Source organism: Pseudomonas sp. 8(2025), from assembly GCF_052665325.1.
The window spans coordinates 395,047-419,400 of record NZ_JBQOIE010000003.1; the positions used below are offsets into that span (position 1 = coordinate 395,047).

At 62.0% G+C, this 24,354-nt stretch carries 29 protein-coding genes; 13 read left to right on the forward strand and 16 right to left on the reverse strand.

All coding sequences use genetic code 11. The annotated features are described in order from the left end of the window. Nucleotides 1–53: 53 nt before the first annotated feature. Entirely contained in the window at nt 54–812 is a 759-nt protein-coding gene (locus tag ACUXVH_RS08655) for a Nif3-like dinuclear metal center hexameric protein (RefSeq protein WP_011059288.1), read from the reverse strand. 102 nt (nt 813–914) lie between these two features. Between ACUXVH_RS08655 and algW the strand changes: the two genes are divergently transcribed. The 3 genes from algW to ACUXVH_RS08670 all read left to right on the forward strand — a co-directional run bounded on the left by algW (nt 915) and on the right by ACUXVH_RS08670 (nt 5,001). Beyond that, a complete protein-coding gene (gene algW / locus ACUXVH_RS08660; RefSeq protein WP_011059287.1) occupies nt 915–2,069 on the forward strand; it encodes a Do family serine endopeptidase AlgW in 1,155 nt (384 codons plus the stop codon). A gap of 85 nt (nt 2,070–2,154) precedes the next feature. Continuing rightward, nucleotides 2,155–4,260: a TonB-dependent siderophore receptor gene (locus tag ACUXVH_RS08665; protein WP_404674061.1), complete on the forward strand. Its 2,106-nt coding sequence runs from the start codon at nt 2,155–2,157 to the stop codon at nt 4,258–4,260. Between the two features lie 12 nt (nt 4,261–4,272). Beyond that, nucleotides 4,273–5,001 (forward strand): DUF4198 domain-containing protein, encoded by a 729-nt coding sequence (locus ACUXVH_RS08670; protein WP_011059285.1) that lies wholly within the window; start codon nt 4,273–4,275, stop codon nt 4,999–5,001. A 33-nt stretch (nt 5,002–5,034) separates the two neighbouring features. On the opposite strand, the gene hisC is transcribed toward ACUXVH_RS08670, so the two are convergent. The 10 genes from hisC to ACUXVH_RS08720 all read right to left on the reverse strand — a co-directional run bounded on the left by hisC (nt 5,035) and on the right by ACUXVH_RS08720 (nt 13,025). Continuing rightward, a complete protein-coding gene (gene hisC, locus ACUXVH_RS08675; protein WP_011059284.1) occupies nt 5,035–6,087 on the reverse strand; it encodes a histidinol-phosphate transaminase in 1,053 nt (350 codons plus the stop codon). A gap of 2 nt (nt 6,088–6,089) precedes the next feature. Continuing rightward, entirely contained in the window at nt 6,090–7,418 is a 1,329-nt protein-coding gene (hisD, locus tag ACUXVH_RS08680) for a histidinol dehydrogenase (protein ID WP_011059283.1), read from the reverse strand. A 154-nt stretch (nt 7,419–7,572) separates the two neighbouring features. Beyond that, a complete protein-coding gene (gene hisG / locus ACUXVH_RS08685) occupies nt 7,573–8,208 on the reverse strand; it encodes an ATP phosphoribosyltransferase (protein WP_011059282.1) in 636 nt (211 codons plus the stop codon). Nucleotides 8,209–8,337: 129 nt separating this feature from the next. Further along, entirely contained in the window at nt 8,338–9,603 is a 1,266-nt protein-coding gene (gene murA / locus ACUXVH_RS08690; RefSeq protein ID WP_011059281.1) for a UDP-N-acetylglucosamine 1-carboxyvinyltransferase, read from the reverse strand. 22 nt (nt 9,604–9,625) lie between these two features. Continuing rightward, complete coding sequence (locus ACUXVH_RS08695; RefSeq protein WP_011059280.1) at nt 9,626–9,865, reverse strand: BolA family protein; 240 nt, start codon at nt 9,863–9,865, stop codon at nt 9,626–9,628. Between the two features lie 116 nt (nt 9,866–9,981). Next, nucleotides 9,982–10,290 carry an STAS domain-containing protein gene (locus ACUXVH_RS08700; protein WP_011059279.1) on the reverse strand — a complete coding sequence of 103 codons (309 nt, stop codon included), beginning with the start codon at nt 10,288–10,290 and terminating at the stop codon, nt 9,982–9,984. Next, nucleotides 10,287–10,940 carry an MlaC/ttg2D family ABC transporter substrate-binding protein gene (locus tag ACUXVH_RS08705; protein WP_011059278.1) on the reverse strand — a complete coding sequence of 218 codons (654 nt, stop codon included), beginning with the start codon at nt 10,938–10,940 and terminating at the stop codon, nt 10,287–10,289. The genes ACUXVH_RS08700 and ACUXVH_RS08705 overlap by 4 nt, the downstream gene beginning before the upstream one ends. Nucleotides 10,941–10,951: 11 nt before the next feature. Further along, complete coding sequence (gene mlaD, locus ACUXVH_RS08710) at nt 10,952–11,419, reverse strand: outer membrane lipid asymmetry maintenance protein MlaD (RefSeq protein ID WP_011059277.1); 468 nt, start codon at nt 11,417–11,419, stop codon at nt 10,952–10,954. Next, nucleotides 11,419–12,216, reverse strand: a complete 798-nt coding sequence (mlaE, locus tag ACUXVH_RS08715; protein ID WP_011059276.1) for a lipid asymmetry maintenance ABC transporter permease subunit MlaE — start codon at nt 12,214–12,216, stop codon at nt 11,419–11,421. The genes mlaD and mlaE overlap by 1 nt, the downstream gene beginning before the upstream one ends. Then, nucleotides 12,216–13,025: an ATP-binding cassette domain-containing protein gene (locus ACUXVH_RS08720; protein WP_011059275.1), complete on the reverse strand. Its 810-nt coding sequence runs from the start codon at nt 13,023–13,025 to the stop codon at nt 12,216–12,218. The genes mlaE and ACUXVH_RS08720 overlap by 1 nt, the downstream gene beginning before the upstream one ends. A 264-nt stretch (nt 13,026–13,289) precedes the next feature. Here ACUXVH_RS08720 and ACUXVH_RS08725 point away from each other — a divergent pair, with 264 nt between their 5' ends. From ACUXVH_RS08725 to ACUXVH_RS08770, 10 genes are all read left to right on the forward strand, one after another. Next, a complete protein-coding gene (locus ACUXVH_RS08725) occupies nt 13,290–14,264 on the forward strand; it encodes a KpsF/GutQ family sugar-phosphate isomerase (protein WP_011059274.1) in 975 nt (324 codons plus the stop codon). Continuing rightward, nucleotides 14,264–14,788, forward strand: coding sequence for a KdsC family phosphatase (locus ACUXVH_RS08730; protein ID WP_011059273.1), 525 nt, complete (start codon nt 14,264–14,266; stop codon nt 14,786–14,788). Before ACUXVH_RS08725 ends, ACUXVH_RS08730 begins: the two co-directional genes overlap by 1 nt. 9 nt (nt 14,789–14,797) lie before the next feature. Beyond that, complete coding sequence (lptC, locus tag ACUXVH_RS08735) at nt 14,798–15,370, forward strand: LPS export ABC transporter periplasmic protein LptC (RefSeq protein ID WP_065364614.1); 573 nt, start codon at nt 14,798–14,800, stop codon at nt 15,368–15,370. Next, nucleotides 15,357–15,902, forward strand: a complete 546-nt coding sequence (gene lptA, locus ACUXVH_RS08740; protein ID WP_011059271.1) for a lipopolysaccharide transport periplasmic protein LptA — start codon at nt 15,357–15,359, stop codon at nt 15,900–15,902. The genes lptC and lptA overlap by 14 nt, the downstream gene beginning before the upstream one ends. Beyond that, nucleotides 15,902–16,627, forward strand: coding sequence for an LPS export ABC transporter ATP-binding protein (gene lptB / locus ACUXVH_RS08745; RefSeq protein ID WP_011059270.1), 726 nt, complete (start codon nt 15,902–15,904; stop codon nt 16,625–16,627). The genes lptA and lptB overlap by 1 nt, the downstream gene beginning before the upstream one ends. 182 nt (nt 16,628–16,809) lie before the next feature. Further along, the gene (locus ACUXVH_RS08750) at nt 16,810–18,303 is read left to right on the forward strand and encodes an RNA polymerase factor sigma-54 (protein ID WP_011059269.1); all 1,494 of its coding nucleotides are present in this window, start codon (nt 16,810–16,812) and stop codon (nt 18,301–18,303) included. A gap of 125 nt (nt 18,304–18,428) precedes the next feature. Next, nucleotides 18,429–18,734, forward strand: coding sequence for a ribosome hibernation-promoting factor, HPF/YfiA family (gene hpf, locus ACUXVH_RS08755; RefSeq protein WP_011059268.1), 306 nt, complete (start codon nt 18,429–18,431; stop codon nt 18,732–18,734). Between the two features lie 12 nt (nt 18,735–18,746). Beyond that, complete coding sequence (ptsN, locus tag ACUXVH_RS08760; protein ID WP_011059267.1) at nt 18,747–19,211, forward strand: PTS IIA-like nitrogen regulatory protein PtsN; 465 nt, start codon at nt 18,747–18,749, stop codon at nt 19,209–19,211. A gap of 2 nt (nt 19,212–19,213) precedes the next feature. After that, on the forward strand, nt 19,214–20,071 hold the full coding sequence (rapZ, locus tag ACUXVH_RS08765) for an RNase adapter RapZ (protein ID WP_011059266.1): 858 nt from the start codon (nt 19,214–19,216) through the stop codon (nt 20,069–20,071). A 16-nt stretch (nt 20,072–20,087) separates the two neighbouring features. Then, on the forward strand, nt 20,088–20,360 hold the full coding sequence (locus tag ACUXVH_RS08770; protein ID WP_011059265.1) for an HPr family phosphocarrier protein: 273 nt from the start codon (nt 20,088–20,090) through the stop codon (nt 20,358–20,360). Nucleotides 20,361–20,389: 29 nt separating this feature from the next. Here the strand turns inward: ACUXVH_RS08770 and ACUXVH_RS08775 are convergent, their stop codons facing one another. Genes ACUXVH_RS08775 through ACUXVH_RS08795 form a run of 5 tightly spaced genes read right to left on the reverse strand, consistent with a single transcriptional unit; the run spans nt 20,390 to nt 24,173 of the window. Then, nucleotides 20,390–21,283 carry a ZIP family metal transporter gene (locus tag ACUXVH_RS08775; protein WP_011059264.1) on the reverse strand — a complete coding sequence of 298 codons (894 nt, stop codon included), beginning with the start codon at nt 21,281–21,283 and terminating at the stop codon, nt 20,390–20,392. 34 nt (nt 21,284–21,317) lie between these two features. Beyond that, a complete protein-coding gene (locus tag ACUXVH_RS08780) occupies nt 21,318–21,929 on the reverse strand; it encodes a superoxide dismutase (RefSeq protein WP_011059263.1) in 612 nt (203 codons plus the stop codon). Between the two features lies 1 nt (nt 21,930). Further along, nucleotides 21,931–22,380: a hypothetical protein gene (locus tag ACUXVH_RS08785; RefSeq protein ID WP_011059262.1), complete on the reverse strand. Its 450-nt coding sequence runs from the start codon at nt 22,378–22,380 to the stop codon at nt 21,931–21,933. A gap of 28 nt (nt 22,381–22,408) precedes the next feature. Then, a complete protein-coding gene (locus tag ACUXVH_RS08790; protein ID WP_011059261.1) occupies nt 22,409–23,785 on the reverse strand; it encodes a class II fumarate hydratase in 1,377 nt (458 codons plus the stop codon). After that, nucleotides 23,778–24,173, reverse strand: coding sequence for a hypothetical protein (locus ACUXVH_RS08795; protein WP_011059260.1), 396 nt, complete (start codon nt 24,171–24,173; stop codon nt 23,778–23,780). The genes ACUXVH_RS08790 and ACUXVH_RS08795 overlap by 8 nt, the downstream gene beginning before the upstream one ends. Nucleotides 24,174–24,354: the final 181 nt, after the last annotated feature.

The window sequence follows — 24,354 nt, forward strand, 5'->3', positions numbered from 1 at the left end:
GGCGCTTTCAAGCGCACCTTCGGGCTGACCGGCAAGCCGGCTCCTGCCGGGGGTCAGATGGGGTTGGGGCAATCGATGAACAGGTGCTCCAGGGCAAAGCGCCGGGCCAGGTAGTCACCCAGGGCCTGGACGCCATAACGCTCGGTGGCGTGATGGCCGGCGGCAATGAAGCTGATGTCGTTTTCCCGGGCACTGTGGAAGGTCTGCTCCGAGGCTTCGCCACTGAGGTACAGGTCGACGCCGGCCTGCACCGCCTGGTCGATGTAGCCCTGGCCGCCACCGGTGCACCAGCCGACCCGACGGATCATCTCGCTGCCTTCGATCAGCAGCGGCTCTCGCCCCATTGCCTCTTGCACCCGGCGGGCAAAGTCCCGCGCGGTCATCGGCTCGCTGAGGGAACCCACCAGGCCGACGACCTTGGGGTTTTCCGGGTCCAGCGGGCCTTCCACGGTGATGTCCAGCTGACGGGCCAGTTGCACGTTGTTGCCCACTTCCGGGTGCAGGTCCAGGGGCAGGTGATAGGCCAGCAGGCTGATGTCGTGCTTGAGCAGGGTTTTCAGCCTACGCTGCTTCATGCCGGTGATGCAGGGGTTCTCGCCCTTCCAGAAGTAGCCGTGATGCACCAGCACCAAGTCGGCCTTGGCCTCCACCGCAGCGTCCAGCAACGCCTGGCTGGCGGTCACGCCACTGACGATGCGCATCACCTGCGGGCGCCCTTCGACCTGCAGGCCATTGGGGCAGTAATCGGCAATACGTGAACTGCCCAGGTAACGGTCCGCTTCTTCCACCAGTGTGCTCAGGGCAACGGCCATAAAAGACTCCTAAATATCCCGTTCAGAGGCACGCGCGGCCTCGTATAATGCGCGACATTATGGGCCGTGCGCAGCCCTTCGTAACCACCCAGGACTTGCTCAATGCTCAAGGCTCTGCGTTTTTTTGGCTGGCCGCTACTGGCCGGCGTGCTTATCGCGTTGTTGATTATCCAGCGCTACCCGCAATGGGTGGGCCTGCCCAGCCTCGACGTCAATCTGCAGCAAGCCCCGCAAACCACCAGCACGCAACAGGGGCCGGTGTCCTACGCCGACGCCGTGGTGATCGCCGCGCCCGCGGTGGTCAACCTGTACACCACCAAGGTCATCAACAAGCCGGCTCACCCGCTCTTTGAAGACCCGCAGTTCAGGCGCTTTTTCGGCGACAACCTGCCCAAGCAGCAGCGCATGGAATCGAGCCTGGGCTCGGGGGTGATCATGAGCCCCGAGGGCTACCTGCTGACCAACAACCATGTGACCTCCGGTGCCGAGCAGATCGTGGTGGCCCTCAAGGACGGCCGCGAGACCCTGGCCCGGGTGATCGGCAGCGATCCGGAAACCGACCTGGCGGTGCTCAAGATCGACTTGAAGAACCTGCCTTCGATCACCGTCGGCCGTTCGGAAAACGTCCGCGTCGGCGACGTCGCGCTGGCCATCGGCAACCCGTTCGGGGTCGGCCAGACCGTGACCATGGGCATCATCAGTGCCACCGGGCGCAACCAGCTGGGCCTGAACAACTACGAAGACTTCATCCAGACCGACGCCGCCATCAACCCGGGCAACTCCGGTGGCGCCCTGGTGGACGCCAACGGCAACCTGACCGGGATCAACACCGCGATCTTCTCCAAGTCCGGCGGCTCCCAGGGCATCGGTTTTGCGATCCCGATCAAGCTGGCCATGGAAGTGATGAAGTCGATCATCGAGCACGGCCAGGTCATCCGCGGCTGGCTGGGGATCGAAGTGCAACCCTTGACTCAGGAGCTGGCAGAGTCCTTCGGCCTGGCCGGGCGCCCGGGAATCGTGGTGGCGGGGATCTTCCGCGACGGCCCGGCGCAGAAAGCCGGGATGCAACTGGGTGACGTGATCCTCAGTATCGATGGCGAACCTGCCGGCGACGGCCGGCGTTCGATGAACCAGGTGGCGCGGATCAAACCGACGGACAAAGTCTCGATCCTGGTCATGCGCAACGGCAAGGAACTCAAGCTGACGGCAGAAATCGGCCTGCGACCACCGCCCGCGCCCGTCAAAGAAGAAGAGTGAAGCTGGGCCCGGCCACGCCGGGCTAACAGCATACACTCTCATTAGTCATGTTATATTGTTTCAATATCGCTATTGGAACAGCCCCATGACGTCCCGAAGAATCCTCCCCTTGGCAGGCCTGACCCTGGGCCTGCTGGCAGATCCGCTGCTGGCCAAAGAACCTGAGCCGCTGGAACTTGAAACCACCCGTATCAGCACCGAATACGAATCCGCCACGGGCCCGGTCAAGGGCTATCGGGCCACACGCTCGGCCAGCGCGACGAAGACCGATACGGCGATCCGCGACATTCCCCAATCCATCAGCGTGATCCCCGCCAGCGTGCTCAAGGACCTGGGCAGCAACAACGTCGAACGCGCCCTGGAGTTTGCCGGCGGGGTTTCCAAGCAGAACAACTTCGGCGGGCTGACCCTGTATGAATACAGCGTGCGCGGCTTCACCACCTCGGAGTTCTACAAGGACGGCTTCAGCGCCAACCGCGGCTATCCCAGTACCCCGGACGCCGCCACTGTCGAGCGCATCGAAGTGCTCAAGGGGCCGGCCGCCAGCCTCTACGGCCGTGGCGACCCCGGCGGCACGGTGAATATCGTCACCAAGAAACCCCAGCCCGAAGCCTTCGCGACCTTGCAGACCAGTGCTGGCAGCTGGGACCGCTACCGCACCGCCCTGGACCTCAACACCCCGCTGGATGCCCAGGGCAACCTGCTGTCCCGAGTCAACCTGGCCGTGGAGGACAACCACAGCTTTCGCGACCACGTGGACAGCCGCCGGGTGTTCGTCGCGCCTTCCTTCAGCTGGCAGTTGAACCCGGACACCAGCCTGCTGCTGGAAAGCGAATGGGTGCGCCACAGCTCGACCTTCGACCGCGGCATCGTGGCCCCGAACAATCGCTGGAGCGGCGTCTCCCGCTCGACCTTCCTCGGCGAACCCGATGACGGCAACATCGACAACCACAACAACATGCTCCAGGCCACCCTGGAACACCACCTCAATGACAGCTGGAAACTGCGTCTGGCCAGCCACTACAAGGAAGGCAAGCTCTGGGGCTTCGCCTCCGAAACCCGACCGCTGAACGCCGACCGGCACACGGTCAACCGGCGCTACCGCGAGCGGGACAACAACTGGCATGACAGCATCACCCAGCTGGAACTGCGCGGCCTGTTCGACCTCGGCAGTTGGCAGCATGAACTGCTGATCGGCAGCGAATACGAGAACTACCGCAAGAACGAGCGGGTCACCAGCATTGCCGGCGGCGCCTATGCCATCGATATCTACGACCCGATCTACGGTCAGGCCAAGCCCAACGGCAAACGCTCTGGCACGGACTTTTTCGAGCATGTCGAAAGCCAGGCCCTCAACCTGCAGGACCAGATCATCTTCACTGACCGCCTGCGAGGCATGGTCGGCGCCCGCTTTGAACACTTCGAGCAAAAGATCGACGACCACACCACCGGCAAGCGCAGCCGCCAGAACCACGATGCCCTGACCCAGCGCGCCGGCCTGCTCTACCAACTGACCCCGCAGGTGGGGCTGTTCGCCAACGCCTCCACCTCGTTCAAGCCCAACAATGGGCTGGATGCGGGCGGCAAGACCTTCAAGCCCGAGGAAGGCGTTGGCTATGAAGTGGGGATCAAGAGCGAGCTGTTCGACGAGCGCTTGAGCGCCACCCTCGCCGCCTTCCATATCGACAAGGAAAACGTCCTGGCCCTGGACCCTGGCACCGACTCCAGCCGCGCCATGGGCAAGGCCCGCAGCCAGGGCTTCGACCTGCAGTTCAGCGGCCAGTTGACCGACGCGGTGCGCGTGATAGGCGCCTATGCGCTGATTGATGCGCAAGTCACCAAGGGCGACCCGGCAATCCCCGCCGGCAGCCGCATTCTCGGCGTGGCCAAGCACAGCGCCAGCCTGCTGGGGGTCTATGAATTCCAGGACGGCCGGCTCAAGGGCTCGGACATCGGCGCAGCCCTGACCTATGTCGGCGACCGCTCGGGCGAGGCCGGAGGCAGCTTCGAGCTGCCCGCCTACCGCACCCTGGACCTGCTGGCCCACTACAAGGCCAGCGACAACCTGACCCTGGGCCTGAACCTGAACAACCTGTTCGACGAGAAGTACTACGAACGCTCCTACAGCAACTACTGGGTCAATCCCGGCGAACCGCGCAATTTCACCCTCAGCCTCACACTCAACCTGTAGAAGAGAGCCGCCATGCACAGCCTCAAATCCATCGCCCTGCTGGGCCTGCTCGCCACACTGGGCGCCACCCAGGCCTCGGCCCACGGCCTGTGGACCGAACAACGACGCGGCAATATCGAAGTGATCTACGGCCACGGCGCCGAAGACGACGCCTTCAAGGCCAAGAAAATCAGCGGTGCCTGGGCCTATGACGGCGCGGCCAGAATGATTCCGGTGACCGTGCAACGCCTGGCGGACCACGCACGCCTGCAACCGCTCAAGCCGCCGGCGGTACTGGCCGTGGCACTGGACAACGGCCCCTGGTCGCAAACCGCGGACAAGCGCTGGGTCAACCAGGGTCGCAGCAAGGTCCCGGGGGCCATCGCCTCGACTCACACGTACAAGTACAGCCTGGCGATCTATCAACCGGGAGCGAAGCTGCCCAAGCTGGAACAGCTCAAGCTGGTGATCCTGCCGGAAGTCGACCCGCTGACCGTCGGCCCGGGCAAGAACCTGCCGGTGCGGGTGCTGCTGGATGGGCAGCCGGTGGCCGGGGTGAAGTTGATTGGCGATTACCGCAATGCACCGAGCACCCTGAGCACCGAGACCGATGCCCAGGGACGCGCCCAAGTGCTGGTGAGGAACGAAGGCTTGAACGTGATTGCCGCAGAGCTGGAGGTAGCGCTCAAGGACAACCCGGATGTGGCCTCACGCGGACTGTTCAGCTCCCTGACCTTCCTCGGCGAGCCGCACCACGAATGAAGGTACGGCCGCCTCGGAAGCCAGGCGCCTGGACTACAGCTCGCCCAGGCCGTCGATCAGCGCCTGGTTCTGTTCCTGTGTGCCGATGCTGATTCGCAGGAACTGAGCGATCCGCTGCTGCTTGAAGTGGCGCACTATCACCCCTTGCTCGCGCAGCTTGGCCGCCAGGCCGGCTGCGTCGTGCCGCGGGTGGCGGGCAAAGATGAAGTTGGCCGCCGACGGCAGCACTTCGAAGCCCTTGGCCTGCAACTGCGCCACCACCCATTCGCGACTGTCGATCACTTGCTGGCAGGTCTTGGCGAAGTACTCGCGGTCCTCGAAGGCCGCCGCCGCTCCGACGATCGCCAGGCGATCCAGCGGGTAGGAGTTGAAGCTGTTCTTGACCCGCTCCAGGGCCTCGATCAGATCCGGGTGCCCTACCGCCAGGCCCACTCGCAAGCCGGCCAGGGAGCGCGACTTGGACAGGGTCTGGGTCACTAGCAGGTTCGGGTAGCGATCCACCAGGCTGATGGCGGTCTGGCCGCCGAAGTCGATGTAGGCCTCATCCACCACCACCACGGAATCCGGGCTGGCCTTGAGGATCTGCTCCACCGCATCCAGGGCCAACAGGCAGCCGGTGGGCGCATTCGGGTTGGGGAAGATGATCCCGCCGTTGGGCCTGGCGTAGTCGGCCACGCGGATCTGGAACTGCTCGTCCAGTGGCACCGCTTCGTGCTCGATGCCATACAGGCCGCAATACACCGGGTAGAAGCTGTAGCTGATGTCCGGGAACAGCAGCGGTTTTTCCTGCTGCAGCAGGCCATGGAAAATGTGCGCCAGGACTTCGTCGGAACCGTTGCCGAGGAACACCTGGTTACCCTGCACCCCGTAGTAACTGGCCACCGCCTGCTTAAGCAGGTCACTGTTGGGGTCCGGGTACAGGCGCAGGTTGTCGTTGAGTTCGGCCTGCATCGCCGCCAGGGCCCTGGGCGACGGGCCATAGGGGTTTTCATTGGTGTTGAGCTTGACCAGCTTGGTCAGCTTGGGTTGTTCGCCCGGCACGTAGGGCACCAGGTTCTTGACGAACGGACTCCAGAATTTGCTCATGTTCATTGCCCCTGATCTTGGTCATCGACGATGCGGTATTCGGCGCTGCGGGCGTGGGCGGTCAGCGACTCGCCACGGGCCAGCACCGAGGCGGTGCGGCCCAGTTCAGAGGCGCCCTGCTCGGAGCAGAAGATGATCGACGAACGTTTCTGGAAGTCATACACCCCCAGCGGCGACGAGAAACGCGCGGTGCCGGAAGTCGGCAGCACGTGGTTCGGCCCGGCGCAGTAATCCCCCAGCGCTTCGCTGGTGTGGCGGCCCATGAAGATCGCCCCGGCGTGGCGGATCTGCGGCAGCCAGGCTTGCGGGTCGGCCACGGACAGCTCCAGGTGCTCGGGGGCAATGCGGTTGGCCACTTCAATGGCTTGCTGCATGTCACGGACCTTGATCAGGGCTCCACGGCCATTGATCGAGGTGTTGATGATTTCCGCGCGCTCCATGGTTGGCAGCAGCTTGGCGATGCTTGCCGCGACTTTATCCAGGAACTCGGCATCCGGGCTGACCAGGATCGCCTGGGCGTCTTCGTCGTGCTCGGCCTGGGAGAACAGGTCCATGGCGATCCAGTCCGGGTCGGTCTGGCCGTCGCAGACCACCAGGATCTCCGACGGGCCGGCGATCATGTCGATGCCGACCTGGCCGAACACGTGGCGCTTGGCGGTGGCTACATAGATGTTGCCCGGGCCGACAACCTTGTCCACCTGGGGCACGCTTTCGGTGCCGTAGGCCAGCGCGGCCACGGCCTGGGCGCCGCCGATGGTGAACACCCGATCGACCCCGGCGATGCAGGCGGCAGCCAGTACCAGTTCGTTGACCTCGCCACGCGGGGTCGGCACCACCATCACCACCTCGGTAACGCCCGCCACCTTGGCCGGAATCGCGTTCATCAGCACCGACGACGGGTAGGACGCCTTGCCCCCCGGTACGTACAGCCCGGCGCGGTCCAGCGGCGTGACCTTCTGGCCCAGCACCGTGCCGTCGGCCTCGGTGTAGGTCCAGGAGTCCTGTTTCTGCTTCTCGTGGTAGCTGCGCACCCGCGCCGCGGCCTTTTCCAGGGCTTCGCGCTGGGCCACGGTGATCCGGGTCAGGGCCAGCTCCAGGCGCTCGCGCGGCAGGATCAGGTCTGCCATGGAGGCCACTTGCAAGCCGTCGAAACGCTGGGTGAACTCCACCAGCGCCGCATCGCCGCGCTCGCGCACGGCCTTGATGATGTCCAGCACCCGCTGATTGACCGAATCGTCAGAGACACTTTCCCAGCTCAGCAGATGATCCAGATGACGGGCGAAATCCGGGTCGGCAGCGTTGAGTCGGCGAATTGCAGTCGGAGCGGTCATAGCGAAGGCCTCAATGATTGGCGAATGCACAAAAGGGCAAGCTTGGATTTGCAAAGCTCAGGCGCCGCAAGACTACCAAGCCATCCGCGTGGGCACCTGAGCATTCTGGCTATGACGCGGATAGATGGGCGCGGCTCAAGGCCACGCATGTGAATCAGCCGCGGTGTCGCGATTCCACTGCCTTGCGCAGGGTATCGATCAACGCCTGGATACGGGCGTGCTGCATCTTCATCGATGCCTTGTTGACCACCAGGCGGGAGCTGATGGTAGCAATCAGTTCCTGGGGTTCCAGGCCGTTGGCCCGCAGGGTATTGCCGGTGTCGACCACGTCGATGATCTTGTCGGCCAGGCCGATCAGCGGCGCCAACTCCATGGAACCGTAGAGCTTGATGATGTCCACCTGACGACCCTGCTCGGCGTAGTAGCGCTTGGCTACGTTGACGAACTTGGTGGCCACGCGCAGGCGGCCCTTGGGTTCTGCGGCGCCAATGGCACCGGCAGTCATCAGCTTGCACTGGGCAATCTGCAGGTCCAGTGGCTCATACAGGCCCTGGCCGGTGTATTCCATCAGGACGTCCTTGCCGGCCACCCCGAGGTCGGCAGCGCCATGCTCGACATAGGTCGGCACGTCAGTGGCACGCACGATCAACAGGCGGACATCGTCCTGGGTCGTGGGGATGATCAGTTTGCGGCTCTTGTCCGGATTCTCGGTTGGCACGATGCCCGCTTCAGCCAGAAGCGGCAGCGTGTCGTCGAGGATACGGCCCTTGGACAGTGCGATGGTCAACATGAGTAACGTAAGTCCTTATGCGGCGACTGATGCCCGGACGCAAACGGCGCCAGACATGCGTCGAGCCTGAAGACAGGCTCGACGTGGAACAGATTCGGCAGTGGGCACCTCCCTGTGCCCGTCATGCAACTAGCCCGGTACGCGACGGATCTTGGCGCCGAGCATCTGCAGCTTCTCTTCGATGCACTCGTAACCACGGTCGATGTGGTAGATGCGATCGATCAGGGTGTCGCCTTCGGCCATCAGGGCCGAGATCACCAGGCTGGCCGAAGCCCGCAGGTCGGTAGCCATGACAGGCGCGCCCTTGAGGATTTCGGTACCGGTAACGATGGCGGTGTTGCCTTCGACCTGGATCTTGGCGCCCATGCGGTGCAGCTCATAGACGTGCATGAAGCGGTTTTCGAAGATGGTCTCGATCACCGCGCCAGTACCTTCGGCAATCGCGTTCAGGGAAATGAACTGCGCCTGCATGTCGGTGGGGAACGCCGGGTACGGAGCGGTACGCACGTTGACCGCCTTGGGGCGCTTGCCGTGCATGTTGAGCTCGATCCAGTCGCTGCCGGTGGTGACTTCAGCGCCGGCTTCCTTGAGCTTTTCCAGAACGGCTTCAAGGATGGTCGGATCGGTGTCCTTGACCTTGACGCGGCCGCCGGTGACCGCAGCGGCCACCAGGTAGGTGCCGGTTTCGATACGATCAGGCATCACTTTGTAGATCGCCGAATGCAGGCGCTCTACGCCATCGATGGTGATGGTGTCGGTGCCGGCGCCGGAAATCTTCGCGCCCATGGCGATCAGGAAGTTCGCCAGGTCCACGACTTCTGGTTCGCGAGCGGCGTTCTGCAGCACGCTGCGGCCACGGGCCAGGGCTGCAGCCATCATGATGTTCTCGGTACCGGTCACGCTCACGGTATCGAAGAAGAAATTCGCGCCGCGCAGGCCACCCTCAGGCGCCTTGGCCTTGATGTAGCCGCCTTCGACGTCGATCACCGCGCCCATGGCTTCCAGGCCGCGGATATGCAGGTCCACCGGACGCGAGCCGATGGCACAACCGCCAGGCAGGGCCACTTCGGCTTCGCCGAAACGGGCAACCATCGGGCCCAGTACCAGGATCGAGGCGCGCATGGTTTTCACCAGCTCGTAGGGTGCTACCAGGGTCTTGATGGTACGCGGGTCGATTTCGACGCTGAGTTTCTCGTCGATCACCGGCTCGATACCCATGCGACCGAACAGCTCGATCATGGTGGTAATGTCGTGCAGGTGCGGCAGGTTGGCCACGGTGACCGGGCCATCGCACAGCAGGGTTGCCGCCAGAATCGGCAGCGCGGAGTTCTTGGCCCCGGAAATGCGGATCTCGCCATCAAGGCGAACGCCGCCGGTAATAATCAATTTATCCATAACAGTCTCGACGCCCTTGGGCTCAGGTGCGCTCGGCCCAGGCCGCGCGGCTGAAAAATTTCATGGTGATCGCGTGGATGCTGCCATCGGCAATCCATGGATTCAAATGGGCATAGATGCTCTGCTGACGCTTCACCGGGCTCAAGGCCGACAGTTCGTCGCTAATCACGTTCAGCTGAAAGTTGCAGCCTTCGCCCTCAACTTCTACCTGAGCTCCGGGCAGCTTTCCCTCAAGAAAGCTCTTCACTTCGTTGGCCTGCATGCTCAACCTCAATCGGCGCCCTGTGCGCGCGGGTCGGACATCATACAAAAAAGCCCCGCGCCTGCGAACCCCGCATAGCAGGACTCTGACGGGGGGCTTCTATATAGAGATGTGGGTTATTGGGGATGGGCGAAGATTTCGGTGACTCCGGAGACCTCGGCGATCTCGCGCATGTCCTCGGGCAGCGCACGAACGCTCACCGCCTTGCCCAGTGCCTGGCCATCACGCATGAAGGCCAGCAGCAGCGCGAGTCCGACGCTGGAGGACTTCTCCACCGCCGAGCAATCGAGCACCAGCGCCGGTGCCTGGCTCGACTTGATCAGCGCCTGGCCCTGCTTGCGCAGGCCCGGGCCGCTGCGGTAATCCAGCACGCCGCTGATCAACAGTTCCCCGGCATCACCGAGGCGCACGGCCGATTCACTCATTGCGCAGCCTTTTGTGCAGCGTCTTCGGTCACTTCCTTGGCCTTGGCCACCTCACCGGCCCAGCCGTCGATGGTCTTGTCCAGGTTGTTGCCATTGCGCTGCATCGCGTCGGCGAACTGATCACGGAACAGCTTGCCGATATTGATGCCGTTGATGATCACGTTACGCACTTTCCACTCGTCGTTGATCTTTTCCAGGGTGTAGGACACTGGGTAGATCGCGCCGTTGTTGCCCTTGACCTGCATATCGACGCTGGTGCGGGTGCCGCTTTCATCCTTGGCCGGAGAAACCGTGATGCCCTGGTTGTTGTACTCCAGCAAGGCATTGCCATAGAACTGCATCAGGCTGCGCTTGAAATTTTCCTGGAAGCGCACCATCTGCTCCGGCGTGGCCTTGCGCGAATACTTGACGGTCATGATGCTGCGGGAAATGCCGTCGGCATCCACCACAGGACCGACGATGCTGTTCAAGGCATTGTAGAAGTCGTTCGGGCTTTGCTTGTACTTCTCTTTATTAGCCGCCAGGTCAGCGAGCAGACGGGTGGTCGTGTCCTGCACCAGATCATGCGCGGAAGGCGTGCTTGCCGCGTTGGCCAGCAACGGCAGAGCCGCCAGCAGCACCAACAGGCCACGTCGCAAGATAGAGATCATCGAAAAACTCCTCATTTGGCGTCTTTGCTAACGGTATTGAGCAGGAATTTACCGATCAGGTCCTCCAGTACCAGCGACGACTGGGTGTCGTGGATGGTTCCACCATCCTTGAGCAAGGCTTCTTCCCCGCCCACGCTGATACCGATGTATTTCTCACCCAACAGGCCAGCAGTCAGGATAGATGCAGTGGAGTCAGTCGGCAGATTATCCACGCGCTTTTCCAATTGCATCGTTACCCGGCCAGTGAAGCTGTCACGGTCCAGATCGATCGCCGTGACCTTGCCGATGGTTACGCCGGCCATGGTCACTTTGGCTCTGACCGTCAAACCGGCGATATTGTCGAAGTAGGCGTAAAGTTTATAAGTATCGGTGCTCGCGGTTGGAGACAAGCCACTGACTCGCAGGGCAAGCAACAGCAAAGCCAGGATGCCGGCCAGCAGGAAAAGGCCGACACCGATTTCCAGGGTGCGGTTTTGCATCAGAAATCTCCAAACATCAAGGCGGTCAGAATAAAGTCCAAGCCGAGTACGGCCAACGAGGCATACACCACGGTCTTGGTAGTGGCACGGCTGATCCCCTCTGAAGTGGGCTCACAGTCATAGCCTTGGAAAACGGCGATCCAGGTCACTACAAACGCAAAAACAATACTTTTGATCACACCGTTGAGCACGTCACCACTGAAGGTCACGCTGTTCTGCATGTTCGCCCAGTAGGAGCCGTCGTAGACTCCCAGCCAGTCGACAGCGACCCACGAACCGCCCCAGATGCCCACCACGCTGAAAATCATCGCCAGCAATGGCAGGGAAATGAAGCCGGCCCACAGGCGCGGCGCAATGATGTACTTGAGCGGGTCGACACCGATCATCTCCAGGCTGGAGAGCTGCTCGGTGGACTTCATGTTGCCGATTTCCGCGGTCAGCGCCGAACCGGCACGCCCGGCGAACAGCAGCGCAGTCACTACCGGCCCCAGCTCCCGCAACAGGGTCAGGGCCACCATCTGCCCCACCGCCTGCTCCGAACCGTAGCTGGAAAGGATATTGAAGCCCTGCAGCGCCAGCACCATGCCGATGAAGATCCCGGACACGACAATGATCACCAGGGACATCACGCCCACTGAGTGCAGTTGCTTGACCAGCAGGCCAAAGCTGCCGCCGATGCCACCGCGGCCCAGCAGCGCATGGAACAGGAACAGCGTGGAACGCCCCAGTACCGCCAGGACATCGATGCCTGAGCGACCGAAGAGGCGAACCCTCTCGATTAGCGATATTTTGCGCATCAGCGCTTCCCCAGAAGATCTGCGCGGTAGTCCGTCGCTGGAAAGTGAAACGGCACCGGGCCGTCGGGATCGCCCTTCATGAACTGACGGATACGCGGATTATCGGAGTCCATCAGCTCTTCGGGAGTTCCCTGGCCCAACACCTGGCCATCGCCCACTACATAGAGGTAGTCGGCAATGCTCGCGGTTTCCGCCAGGTCGTGGGAAACCAGGATGCTGGTGATGCCCAGGGCATCGTTGAGCAGCCGGATCAGGCGCACCAGAACGCCCATGGCAATGGGGTCCTGGCCCACGAAAGGCTCGTCGTACATGAGGATCTGCGGATCCAGGGCAATAGCCCGGGCCAGGGCGACCCGGCGCTTCATGCCGCCGGACAGCTCGTCGGGCATCAGGTCGACCGCGCCGCGCAAGCCCACCGCCTGCAACTTGAGCAGGACGATGTCACGAATCATTTCGTCCGGCAGTTGGGTGTGCACCCGCAGCGGAAAGGCCACGTTCTCGAACACGTCCAGGTCGGTGAACAGTGCGCCGCTCTGGAACAGCACGCCCATCTGCTTGCGCGCGTCGAACAGATCGCTGCGCGAAAGGCTCGGCAGATTCTGGCCATTGACCCACACTTCGCCGCTGCTGGGCCGCAACTGCATGCCCATCAAGCGCAACAGGGTGGTCTTCCCACAGCCGGAAGGCCCCATGATGCCGGTGACCTTGCCCCGCGGAATACGGATATCCACGTTATTGAAAATGCTGCGCGTACCGCGCTTGAAGGACAGTCCCTTCAGCTCGACCGCGTAGGCGTTATCGGCACTCATCTAAACTCCTTGCGATGCAGCCTATCACTCGGACGCTTGGCTCCCTGCCGGGAGTACATGCCCCTGGGCAGGCCGAACTGGCGGCGAACTATATCACTGCTGATACGGAGCCCCCAAGGCCGACGCCACCCCCGTTCAGGTCGACGACAGGCAAAAACCAGACTTTCCTCGCGCCCGGTAGACAAAGCCTGACGAACTTGCGTGAGGGATTTGTTCATTACCGCTATAATCGCCGCCTTTTCATCGGGCTATACGATTTCAGACATGAGCCAATCCAGCGACCTGATTCAATCAGCACAACGCACCATCCGCCTCGAACTACAGGCAGTAGAAGGCTTGCTGCCCCATATCGACGCAGATTTCGTACGCGCTTGCGAGATGATTCTGGCCAGCAAAGGCCGCGTAGTGGTAGTCGGCATGGGCAAGTCCGGGCACGTCGGCAACAAGATTGCCGCTACCCTGGCCAGCACCGGGACCACGGCTTTCTTCGTCCATCCTGCCGAAGCCAGCCATGGCGACATGGGCATGATTACCCGCGATGACGTGATCCTGGCCCTCTCCAACTCCGGCTCCACCAACGAAATCGTCACCCTGCTGCCCCTGATCAAGCGTCTGGGCATCCAGTTGATCAGCCTCACCGGCAACCCCGAGTCGCCGCTGGCCAAGGCGGCTGACGTCAACCTCAACGTCCACGTCGAGCACGAAGCCTGCCCGCTGAACCTGGCACCGACCTCCTCGACCACCGCCGCCCTAGTCATGGGCGACGCCCTGGCCGTGGCGCTGCTGGAAGCCCGCGGCTTCACTGCCGAGGACTTTGCCTTCTCCCACCCGGGTGGCGCCCTGGGCCGTCGCCTGCTGCTCAAGGTGGAGAACGTCATGCACGAAGGCAGCGATCTGCCACAGGTGCAACGCGGCACCCTGCTCAAGGACGCGCTCATGGAAATGACCCGCAAGGGCCTGGGCATGACCGTGATCCTGGAGGCCGACGGCCGCCTGGCCGGGATCTTCACCGACGGCGACCTGCGTCGCACCCTGGATCGGGCCATCGATATACACCATGCCACCATCGATTCGGTGATGACCCCTCATGGCAAGACCGCACGTGCCGACATGCTGGCCGCCGAAGCCCTGAAAATCATGGAAGACCACAAGATCAGCGCCCTGGTGGTGGTGGACAAGGAAGACCGGCCGATCGGCGCCTTGAACATGCACGACCTGCTGCGCGCGGGAGTGATGTGATGAGTGCCGACCTGCTGCAACGCGGTAAAAACATCAAGCTGGCGGTATTCGATGTCGACGGCGTGCTGACTGACGGGCGCCTGTACTTCCTCGAAGACGGCAGCGAGTTCAAGACCTTCAACACCCTGGACGGCCAGGGCATCAAGATGCTCATGGCGGCCGGCGTGCAGACGGCGATCATCAGCGGGCGCAAGACCCCGGTGGTAGAGCGCCGAGCCAAGAACCTGGGGATTCCCCACCTGTACCAGGGCCGCGAAGACAAGCTGGTGGTATTGGACGAGCTTCTTGGCCAACTGGGCCTAAGCTATGAACAGGTCGCCTATCTGGGCGACGATTTGCCCGACCTGCCGGTGATCCGCCGCGTGGGGCTGGGCATGGCGGTGGCCAATGCCGCAGCGTTTGTCCGCGAACACGCCCACGGCGTCACGGTGGCCCGCGGCGGCGAAGGTGCCGCCCGCGAGTTCTGCGAACTGATCCTGCGTGCCCAGGACCGCCTTGAAGCAGCCAATGCCGCTTACTTATAGAGCCTTCCCATGCTGAGCAAAAAGATTCGCAACATCCTGATCTTCGGGACCATCGCCCTGCTGTTCGCAGCGGTCGGTTACTGGAACATCAGCCCGGAACGCTTCCTCGACAAGCCGGTGGCCCAGGTCGACGAAAGCGCCATTGACTACTACGTGATCAACGCCCGCAGCGTGCAGTACCTGCCCGACGGCAAACTGCAGTACGAAATGACCTCGGACAAGGTCGAGCACGTCAAGGCCAGCGAAGTGACCCTGCTGACCAAGCCGGACCTGCAGATGTACCGTGGCACCACGTTCCCCTGGCATGTCCAGAGCGAACGCGGCGAGGTCAACCCGGACGGCACCGAGGTCGAGCTGATCGATTCGGTACGGGTTTCCCGCACCGACGAGCACAACCGCAACCTGCTGATCACCACGACCCGCATGACAGTATTCCCGCAGAAGCAATATGCGCAGACCGAGCAAGCCGTTAGAATCGACGGCGCCGACGGCGTGACTACGGCCAAGGGAATGAAAGCGTATTTGAAAGACGGCAGGATGAACCTGCTATCGAACGTAAGAGGACAGTATGAGGCTCGTTAAAACCCTCCCTATTTTGCTCAGTCTGGGCGCAGCACTGGGAAGCGTGAGCGCCTGGGCTCTGCCGAACGATAGCCAACAGCCGATCCGCATCCAGGCCGACGACGCCCAGCTGGACGACAAGAACGGCGTGGCCACCTACAAGGGCGATGTCATCATCACCCAGGGCTCGATGAAGATCACCGGTAACACCGTGACCATCACCCGGTCCAAGACCGGTGAAATCGACGTGGTGACCTCGGTGGGCAACCTCGCCTACTTCGAGCAACTGCAGAAGCAGACCGACCCGAAACCGGTCCAGGCCTACGCCGTGACCATCCAGTACCATGCCCAGCAGAACCGCATCGTGCTGATCGACAAGGCCAAGGTCATCAACGACGGCAATACCACCGAAGGCGAGAAGATCGTCTACGACACCGTCAAGCAGGTTGCCAACGCCGGTCGCGCCAATGGCAGCTCGGTTACCGCGCCGCGTCCGCGGATCGACATGGTCATCCAGCCGAAAAAGAAAACCGACGAGCAAAAGGCCCAGTAATGGCAACTCTGAAAGCTCAGCATCTGGCCAAGAGCTACAAGAGCCGCCAGGTCGTGCGTGATGTCAGCCTGTCCATCGACAGCGGTCAGATCGTCGGCCTGCTCGGCCCCAACGGCGCCGGCAAGACCACCTGCTTCTACATGATCGTCGGCCTGGTCCAGGCCGATCAGGGCCGCGTCCTGATCGACGACCTGGATGTCAGCCACCAACCGATGCACGGTCGCGCACGCGCCGGTATCGGCTACCTGCCCCAGGAAGCCTCGATCTTTCGCAAGCTGTCGGTGGCCGACAACATCATGGCCATCCTCGAGACCCGCAAGGAGCTCGACAAGGCCGGCCGTCGCCAGGAACTGGAAAGCCTGCTGCAGGAATTCCACATCAACCACATCCGCGACAACCTCGGCATGAGCCTGTCCGGTGGTGAGCGGCGCCGTGTGGAGATCGCCCGGGCCCTGGCCACCGCGCCCAAGTTCATCCTGCTGGACGAACCCTTCGCCGGTGTCGACCCGATCTCGGTGGGCGATATCAAGCAGATCATCCACCACCTCAAGGCCAAGGGCATCGGGGTGCTGATCACCGACCACAACGTCCGGGAAACCCTGGACATCTGTGAGACCGCCTACATCGTCAACGACGGGCAACTGATCGCCGAAGGCGACTCCGAGACCATCCTGGCCAACGAACTGGTCAAGGAAGTCTATCTGGGCCATGAGTTCCGCCTGTAAGGGCTGATGTGTTGGGCTGGACGCCAGGGCGCCGGGAACAATAAAACCCTACAAACTTTATTGTTACAGCGCTCTAGGCAAACACTTCAGTTTCAGGCATATAATTTGCTTATGTTTGGCGCTCCGGCGCCCTGTAGTGGATGGCGCATGTGCGCCGGCAAATAAGGTGTTAAGCCCCTGCCATGAAACCATCGCTAGTCCTTAGAATGGGCCAGCAGCTGACGATGACACCGCAGCTGCAACAGGCCATCCGCCTGCTCCAATTGTCGACCCTGGACCTGCAACAGGAAATCCAGGAAGCCCTGGAGTCCAACCCGATGCTCGAACGCCAGGAAGAAGGCGACGACTTCGACAACAGCGACCCCCTGGCCGACAACACCGAGTCCAAACCCAATACCGAGATCCAGGAGCCCTCCTACCAGGAAACCGCCCCCACGGTGGACAACCTCGAGGACGGTGAGTGGAACGAGCGCATCCCCAATGAACTGCCGGTCGACACCGCCTGGGAAGACGTATACCAGACCAGCGCCAGCAGCCTGCCCAGCAGCGATGACGACGAGTGGGACTTCACCACCCGCACTTCCGCGGGCGAGAGCCTGCAGAGCCACCTGCTCTGGCAACTGAACCTGGCGCCGATGTCGGACACCGACCGCCTGATCGCCGTGACCCTGATCGATTGCATCAACAATCAGGGCTACCTGGACGAAACCCTCGAGGAGATCCTCGAAGCCTTCGATCCGGAACTGGACATCGAACTGGACGAGATAGAAGCCGTCCTGCACCGCATCCAGCAATTCGAACCCGCGGGCATCGGCGCCCGCAACCTGGGCGAGTGCCTGTTGCTGCAACTGCGCCAGCTGCCGGCGAAAACGCCCTGGCTGGGCGAGGCCCAGCGCCTGGTCAGTGACTACATCGACCTCCTGGGCAGCCGCGACTACAGCCAGCTGATGCGGCGCATGAAGCTCAAGGAAGATGAGCTGCGCCAGGTCATCGAGCTGGTGCAGAGCCTCAACCCCCGCCCCGGTTCGCAGATCGAATCCAGCGAAGCCGAATACGTGGTCCCGGACGTCATAGTGCGCAAGGACAACGAGCGCTGGCTGGTGGAACTGAACCAGGAATCCGTGCCGCGCCTGCGGGTCAACGCCCAGTACGCCGGTTTTGTACGCCGCGCCGACACCAGCGCCGACAACACCTTCATGCGCAACCAGTTGCAGGAAGCCCGCTGGTTCATCAAGAGCCTGCAAAGCCGCAATGAAACCCTGATGAAGGTCGCCACCCAGATCGTCGAGCACCAGCGCGGCTTTCTCGAATATGGCGATGAAGCGATGAAGCCGCTGGTTCTGCACGATATCGCCGAGGCGGTGGGCATGCACGAATCGACGATTTCCCGGGTGACCACGCAAAAATTCATGCATACCCCACGCGGCATATATGAGCTGAAATACTTTTTCTCCAGCCACGTCAGCACTTCGGAAGGCGGTGAATGCTCGTCCACGGCGATCCGCGCGATCATCAAAAAATTGGTGGCCGCGGAAAATCAGAAAAAGCCGTTGAGTGACAGCAAGATCGCTGGTTTACTGGAGGCACAAGGCATTCAGGTAGCCCGTCGTACCGTCGCCAAGTACCGCGAATCCCTTGGGATCGCGCCTTCCAGCGAACGTAAGCGGTTGATGTAGCCGCAGGGCTGGCCACAGCGTTTCAGAGTGTGTTTGAAAAGGGCCCGGTGTCGTTTTCAAACGTAGTCTAGGTGGCAGGCAACCCAGCCTGCCGCGTTATGCACTGGCAACGAAGGAGAAGCTGTATGCAAGTCAACATCAGTGGACACCAACTCGAAGTGACTGAACCCCTGCGCGTCTACATCGGCGAAAAACTCGACCGGCTGGAGAGGCACTTCGACAAGATTACCAATGTGCAGGTCACCATGGCTGTCGAGAAGCTGAAGCAGAAAATCGAAGCCACCCTGCACATCCACGGTGGGGAGGTCGTTGCCAACGCAGAACATGACGATATGTATGCCGCAATCGACCTGCTCACGGACAAGCTTGACCGCCAACTGAAAAAGCATAAGGAAAAGCAACTCCACCTTCTCCAAGGCACGGGTCGCTAACACTCCCCTCCCATGATCCGACTTGAAAGCATCCTGACCCCCGGCCGTTCCCTGGTGAACGTGCCGGGCGGCAGTAAAAAACGCGCCCTCGAACAAATTGCCAACCTGATCAGCCGTGAAGTGCCTGATCTGGAGATGCAGGATGTCTTCGAGAGCCTGATTGCCCGTGAAAAACTCGGTTCCACCGGTTTTGGCAACGGCATCGCCATTCCCCACTGCCGCCTCAAAGGCTGCGAGTCGCCCATCAGTGCGCTGATGCACCTGGACGCTCCGATCGATTTCGACGCCATTGATGGCGCACCGGTCGACCTGCTGTTCGTCCTGCTGGTTCCGGAAGCCGCGACCGATGCACACCTGGAACTGCTCCGGCAGATCGCCAGCATGCTCGATCGCAAGGAAGTCCGTGACCGGCTGCGCAGCGCCACCAGCAACGAAGCCTTGTATCAGGTCGTTCTGGACGAGCAAAACGGTCAGTAATCATGCGTTTGATCATCGTCAGCGGCCGCTCCGGCTCAGGTAAAAGCACCGCCCTCGATGTTCTCGAGGACCACGGCTACTACTGCATCGACAACCTGCCAGCCGGCTTGCTGCCGGAATTGGCTGAACGTGCGTTGATCCACACCGAACTGGCGCAACCGCTGGTGGCGGTATCCATCGATGCCCGCAACCTGCCCAGTCATCTGTCGCGCTTCCCCGAATTGCTGGAAGAAGTACGCAGCCGGCATATCCAGTGCGACGTGCTGTACCTGGATGCCGACGAAGAGACCCTGCTCAAGCGCTTCTCCGAGACCCGTCGGCGCCACCCGCTGAGCAGCGCCAACCGCTCCCTGGCCGAAGCCATCCACGATGAAACCCAACTGCTGGGGCCGATCGTCGACCTGGCCGATCTCAAGGTCAACACCACCAACCTGAACCTTTACCAACTGCGCGACACCATCAAGCTGCGACTGTTGAACCAGCCGGAACCCGGTACCGCGTTCCTGGTGGAGTCCTTCGGCTTCAAGCGCGGCATGCCGGTAGATGCAGACCTGGTGTTCGACGTGCGCTGCCTGCCCAACCCGTATTGGAAGCCCGAGTTGCGCGCCCAATCAGGCCTGGATGCGCCCGTGGCCGAGTATCTGGCGGCGCAACCCGATGTCGAGGAAATGTTCCAGGACATCTCCAGCTACCTGCTCAAATGGCTGCCACGCTTTGCCGCCAGCAACCGCGCCTATGTGACCATCGCCATCGGCTGCACCGGCGGGCACCACCGCTCCGTGTACCTGACCGAGCGCCTGGGCCAGGTCCTGCAAAAATCCCTGAAGAACGTCCAGGTTCGCCACCGCGACCTTAGCTGAAAGGATCTACCCCGCGATGCCAGCTCTGGAAATCGAGATCATCAATAAACTGGGCCTGCATGCCCGTGCCTCGGCCAAGTTCGTCGGCGTGGCCGGGCAGTTTCCCTGCCAGATCCGCGCCGGCAGGACCCCGGATTCCATGGTCGATGGCAAAAGCATCATGGCCATGATGATGCTGGCCGCCGGCAAGGGCACCAGGATCCACCTGAAGACCGAAGGCGAGCAGGAACAGGAAGCGATGGATGCGCTGGTGGCACTGATCAACAACTTCTTCGACGAAGGCGAGTAGGCCCGGGCGGGCCCCTCACCATACGGCTCTCAGGCGAGTGCCGTATCCATGACCATCATCAGGCAGAAACCGATACACAGGCCAAGGCTGGCAAGCTTGTCATGGCCATTGCGACGCGACTCCGGAATCACTTCATGAGTGACCACCAGCAGCATCGCCCCCGCCGCCAGGGCCAGGCCCAGGGGCAGCAATACCTGCGCCAGGCTCACCAGCCAGGCGCAGAGCAAGGCAAAGACCGGTTCCACCAGACCTGAAGCCGCACCAATCAGGAATGCCTTGACCCGCGACATCCCCGCCCCCGCCAATACCAGGGCAATCACCAGGCCTTCCGGCACATCCTGCAGGGCAATGCCCATGGCCAGGCTGTCCGCATCCGGCATGCCGCCTCCCGCCGACACCCCCACCGCCATCCCTTCAGGAATGTTGTGGGCAATGATGGCGAAGACGAACAGCCAGATACGCGGGGCAATCACCGGATGCTCTGGCGTGCCCACCAGCACCTCCGGGCTGCCCCCCGAGACCTTGAGATCCACCAGGAACAGGCCAAAGGCCCCGAGCATGATGCCGGCGCAGATCAGGCCGCTGGAGCCCCAGGCAGACAAGCCCAGGTCCTGGGCCGCAGCGATGCCGGGGACGATCAGCGAAAATGCCGTGGCTGCCAGCATCACTCCGGCACCAAAGCCCAGCAGGGTATCGCTCACCGCCACCGGCATCCGCCGGATCACCAGCACCGGGACCGCCCCCAGCGCCGTGCCCAGCGCGCAGATCGAACCGCCCTGCAAGGCGCGCAGCAAGCGCGGCTCCAGGTTCAGCCAGCTCAACCCTTGAGCCACCAGCAACGCCGTGCCCGCCAACAGCAACAGCGAACCGAAGGCATAACGAAACATTCGCCCGCTGCTGATTGCCAGTGTTTCAGTGCCCATAGTCGGCCTTAGATCTTGTTTTGATGGAAAGGTATCAAGCCATCGCGGCCTGGTAGCGCTGAGCGACTTCCGGCCAGTTGATGACGTTGTAGAAGGCGTTGATGTATTCCGGACGGCGGTTCTGGTAGCGCAGGTAGTAGGCGTGCTCCCACACATCCAGACCGAGGATCGGCGTATTGCCGTTCATCAGCGGGCTGTCCTGGTTACCGCTGCTTTCCACCACCAGTTTCTTCTCCGGTGTCACGCTGAGCCAGGCCCAGCCACTGCCGAAACGGGTGAGTGCGGCCTTGGTGAACGCTTCCTTGAAGCTCTCGAAACCACCCAGTTGCTGCTCGATGGCTTGCCCCAGGGCGCCTTGGGGATGACCGCCACCGGCGGGTGTCATCACCGCCCAGAACAGCGAATGGTTGGCATGCCCGCCACCCTGGTTGATCACCGCAGCACGCAGTTTTTCCGGCAGTTGCTGAACGCTGGCTACCAGCTTTTCCACCTCCCACCCTGCCCATTCGGTCCCCTCGACGGCGGCGTTGAGGTTGTTGATGTAGGTCTGGTGATGCTTGGTGTAGTGGATTTCCATGGTTTGCGCATCGATGTGCGGCTCCAGGGCGTCGTAGGCGTAAGGCAGTGCAGGCAAGGTAAAGGACATATCAATGGGCTCCGTAAGAGGGGCTGTCTGGTTGCGGGCTGTCGGCTGACAGGCCCGCGACGTTGCTGTCCAGCAAACGGTGAGTGCGCGGGTATTCGCCGTGATCACCGATGAAATTCAGCAGTTCGACGTAGGTCTTGCTGCTTTGGCGCAAGGCCGCTTCCCGCAGGGCTGTGGGCAAGCGACTGTCCTGCATGGTCTGCAGCAACCGCTGATGGATGGCGCAGAGGTATTCCGCGCTCTCCTCCGGCTGATTGAGGCGCAGGTGCAGGTCTGCCAGGTTGTGATGGGAAATCACACAGGCCGCCACCGCTTCGTCGGCATCCGACCAGCGCTCGAACAGCACCTGGGCCAGGGCCAGCGCCTGCAGGTAGAACTCGCGAGCATCCACCAGTTCGCCCTGCATAAAGAGGCGATTGGCCCTTTCGATCGTGCGTTTCCAGTGCTCCATGGTGAGCCTCCAAAGCGGTGTCGGTGGGTTACACGCCGCCGGCAGTGAGCTTTTCCGGGTCCAGCAGGACCTCCAGCTGGCTGCGTGGCAGATCGGTATGTTCAAGGGCCACGTCGATCACCGGGCGCCCCTGCTTGTAGGCGGTCTTGGCGATCTGCGCAGCCTTCTGATAGCCGATGATCGGGTTCAGCGCCGTGACCAGGATCGGGTTGCGCGACAGCGCTTCCTTGAGCTTGGGCTCGTTGACCTTGAAGCTGGCGATGGCCTTGTCCGCCAGCAGGCGGCTGGAGTTGGCCAGCAATTCGATGCTGCTCAGCAGGTTCTGGGCAATGATCGGCAGCATCACGTTGAGCTCGAAATTGCCCGATTGCCCGGCCACAGTGATGGTGCTGTCGTTGCCGATGACCTGGGCGGCGACCATCGCGGTGGCTTCAGGAATCACCGGGTTGACCTTGCCGGGCATGATCGACGAACCGGGCTGCAAACCTTCCAGCTCGATCTCGCCGAGCCCGGCCAGCGGGCCGGAGTTCATCCAGCGCAGGTCGTTGGCGATCTTCATCAACGACACCGCGGTAGCCTTGAGCTGGCCGGATACCGTCACCGCAGTGTCCTGGGAGCCGATCAGGGCGAAGAGGTTCTTGCCCGGGGTGAATTGCACCTGGGTCAGCTTGCTCAACTGCTGGCTGAAACGCGCAGCGAACTCGGGATGCGCATTGATCCCGGTGCCCACAGCGGTGCCGCCCTGAGCCAGGGATTGCAGGCTCGGCAGCAGATCCTGCAGGTGGCTGATATTGGCCTTGAGTTGCTGCGCCCAGCCCTCCAGCACCTGGCTCATGCGCACCGGCATCGCGTCCATCAGGTGAGTGCGGCCGGTCTTGATGAAGGGGTGCACCTGTACCGCCTTGCGCTCGATGACCTCCACCAGATGCACCAGGGCCGGCAGCAGTTGCTCATGCAGGGTCAGCGCGGCGCTGACATGAATGGTGGTAGGGATGATGTCGTTGCTGCTCTGGCCGCAGTTGACATGGTCATTGGGGTTGACCGGTTCACCCAGCAGGCGGCTGGCCAGGGTTGCCAGTACTTCATTGGCGTTCATGTTGGAACTGGTGCCAGAGCCGGTCTGGAAAATGTCCACCGGGAAGTGCTGCATGAAATCACCTTCCAGCAGACCCTGGGCGGCATCGACGATGGCCTTGCCCTGGGCTTCGCTGATCTGCCCCAGTTCGACGTTGGCCTTGGCCGCAGCCGCCTTGGCCAGGATCAGCGCACGGATGAAGGCTGCCGGCATGCGTTGCCCGCTGATGGGGAAGTTGTCCACCGCACGCTGGGTCTGTGCGCCGTACAGGGCCAGTTCCGGTACCTGCAGTTCGCCCATGCTGTCGCGTTCGATACGGGTATTACTCATCGGGAAATCCTTGCACCAGTTCTATCAGGGGAATGGAAGGCAGCAGCGAGCAGGTCGCCAACTGCCAGGCGTGGCTCTGCCAGCGCTTGAGCCGGCAATTGCACAAAGACAACCGCTCCATGTCGCGCAGCGGCCGCCAGGCCTGGTCCAGGCACTGGCTGCGCCAATGCCAGGGCAGCGCTGTATCGGTTGCGGTATCGATCAATAAACGGAAGGAAGTTTCAGCGACGGTCCAGGCCGACATCGCGGTACAGCAGGCCAGGTAGCGGCCTTCGGCGAGGTAATGCTCGATCAGACGGGGTTCGTCCGGTTCCAGTGCGCAACGGATCTGGCGGCTCATCCAGCGCCAGCTTTCGAGGTAAGGCTGCTCGTGCAAGGCAGAACTCATGACCTGGGCTCATCGAATAATGATTTTCATTATTAAATGATATTGAGAATCAAATCAATCTGGCTTGTATGATTTTTGTCCAACTCTTATAGGGCCCGCCTTGCCGGCGAATGAGCCCTTGAGCCTGGTGCCGGATGTCAGGACGCTTTCGCTGGCAAGCCAGCTCCTACAAAAATGGCGG

Bases quoted from the DNA above. Each gene is read 5' to 3' on its own strand.
- ACUXVH_RS08655 (WP_011059288.1), bottom strand. From the start codon at position 812: ATGGCCGTTGCCCTGAGCACACTGGTGGAAGAAGCGGACCGTTACCTG.
- algW (WP_011059287.1), top strand. From the start codon at position 915: ATGCTCAAGGCTCTGCGTTTTTTTGGCTGGCCGCTACTGGCCGGCGTG.
- ACUXVH_RS08665 (WP_404674061.1), top strand. From the start codon at position 2,155: ATGACGTCCCGAAGAATCCTCCCCTTGGCAGGCCTGACCCTGGGCCTG.
- ACUXVH_RS08670 (WP_011059285.1), top strand. From the start codon at position 4,273: ATGCACAGCCTCAAATCCATCGCCCTGCTGGGCCTGCTCGCCACACTG.
- hisC (WP_011059284.1), bottom strand. From the start codon at position 6,087: ATGAGCAAATTCTGGAGTCCGTTCGTCAAGAACCTGGTGCCCTACGTG.
- hisD (WP_011059283.1), bottom strand. From the start codon at position 7,418: ATGACCGCTCCGACTGCAATTCGCCGACTCAACGCTGCCGACCCGGAT.
- hisG (WP_011059282.1), bottom strand. From the start codon at position 8,208: ATGTTGACCATCGCACTGTCCAAGGGCCGTATCCTCGACGACACGCTG.
- murA (WP_011059281.1), bottom strand. From the start codon at position 9,603: ATGGATAAATTGATTATTACCGGCGGCGTTCGCCTTGATGGCGAGATC.
- ACUXVH_RS08695 (WP_011059280.1), bottom strand. From the start codon at position 9,865: ATGCAGGCCAACGAAGTGAAGAGCTTTCTTGAGGGAAAGCTGCCCGGA.
- ACUXVH_RS08700 (WP_011059279.1), bottom strand. From the start codon at position 10,290: ATGAGTGAATCGGCCGTGCGCCTCGGTGATGCCGGGGAACTGTTGATC.
- ACUXVH_RS08705 (WP_011059278.1), bottom strand. From the start codon at position 10,940: ATGATCTCTATCTTGCGACGTGGCCTGTTGGTGCTGCTGGCGGCTCTG.
- mlaD (WP_011059277.1), bottom strand. From the start codon at position 11,419: ATGCAAAACCGCACCCTGGAAATCGGTGTCGGCCTTTTCCTGCTGGCC.
- mlaE (WP_011059276.1), bottom strand. From the start codon at position 12,216: ATGCGCAAAATATCGCTAATCGAGAGGGTTCGCCTCTTCGGTCGCTCA.
- ACUXVH_RS08720 (WP_011059275.1), bottom strand. From the start codon at position 13,025: ATGAGTGCCGATAACGCCTACGCGGTCGAGCTGAAGGGACTGTCCTTC.
- ACUXVH_RS08725 (WP_011059274.1), top strand. From the start codon at position 13,290: ATGAGCCAATCCAGCGACCTGATTCAATCAGCACAACGCACCATCCGC.
- ACUXVH_RS08730 (WP_011059273.1), top strand. From the start codon at position 14,264: ATGAGTGCCGACCTGCTGCAACGCGGTAAAAACATCAAGCTGGCGGTA.
- lptC (WP_065364614.1), top strand. From the start codon at position 14,798: ATGCTGAGCAAAAAGATTCGCAACATCCTGATCTTCGGGACCATCGCC.
- lptA (WP_011059271.1), top strand. From the start codon at position 15,357: ATGAGGCTCGTTAAAACCCTCCCTATTTTGCTCAGTCTGGGCGCAGCA.
- lptB (WP_011059270.1), top strand. From the start codon at position 15,902: ATGGCAACTCTGAAAGCTCAGCATCTGGCCAAGAGCTACAAGAGCCGC.
- ACUXVH_RS08750 (WP_011059269.1), top strand. From the start codon at position 16,810: ATGAAACCATCGCTAGTCCTTAGAATGGGCCAGCAGCTGACGATGACA.
- hpf (WP_011059268.1), top strand. From the start codon at position 18,429: ATGCAAGTCAACATCAGTGGACACCAACTCGAAGTGACTGAACCCCTG.
- ptsN (WP_011059267.1), top strand. From the start codon at position 18,747: ATGATCCGACTTGAAAGCATCCTGACCCCCGGCCGTTCCCTGGTGAAC.
- rapZ (WP_011059266.1), top strand. From the start codon at position 19,214: ATGCGTTTGATCATCGTCAGCGGCCGCTCCGGCTCAGGTAAAAGCACC.
- ACUXVH_RS08770 (WP_011059265.1), top strand. From the start codon at position 20,088: ATGCCAGCTCTGGAAATCGAGATCATCAATAAACTGGGCCTGCATGCC.
- ACUXVH_RS08775 (WP_011059264.1), bottom strand. From the start codon at position 21,283: ATGGGCACTGAAACACTGGCAATCAGCAGCGGGCGAATGTTTCGTTAT.
- ACUXVH_RS08780 (WP_011059263.1), bottom strand. From the start codon at position 21,929: ATGTCCTTTACCTTGCCTGCACTGCCTTACGCCTACGACGCCCTGGAG.
- ACUXVH_RS08785 (WP_011059262.1), bottom strand. From the start codon at position 22,380: ATGGAGCACTGGAAACGCACGATCGAAAGGGCCAATCGCCTCTTTATG.
- ACUXVH_RS08790 (WP_011059261.1), bottom strand. From the start codon at position 23,785: ATGAGTAATACCCGTATCGAACGCGACAGCATGGGCGAACTGCAGGTA.
- ACUXVH_RS08795 (WP_011059260.1), bottom strand. From the start codon at position 24,173: ATGAGTTCTGCCTTGCACGAGCAGCCTTACCTCGAAAGCTGGCGCTGG.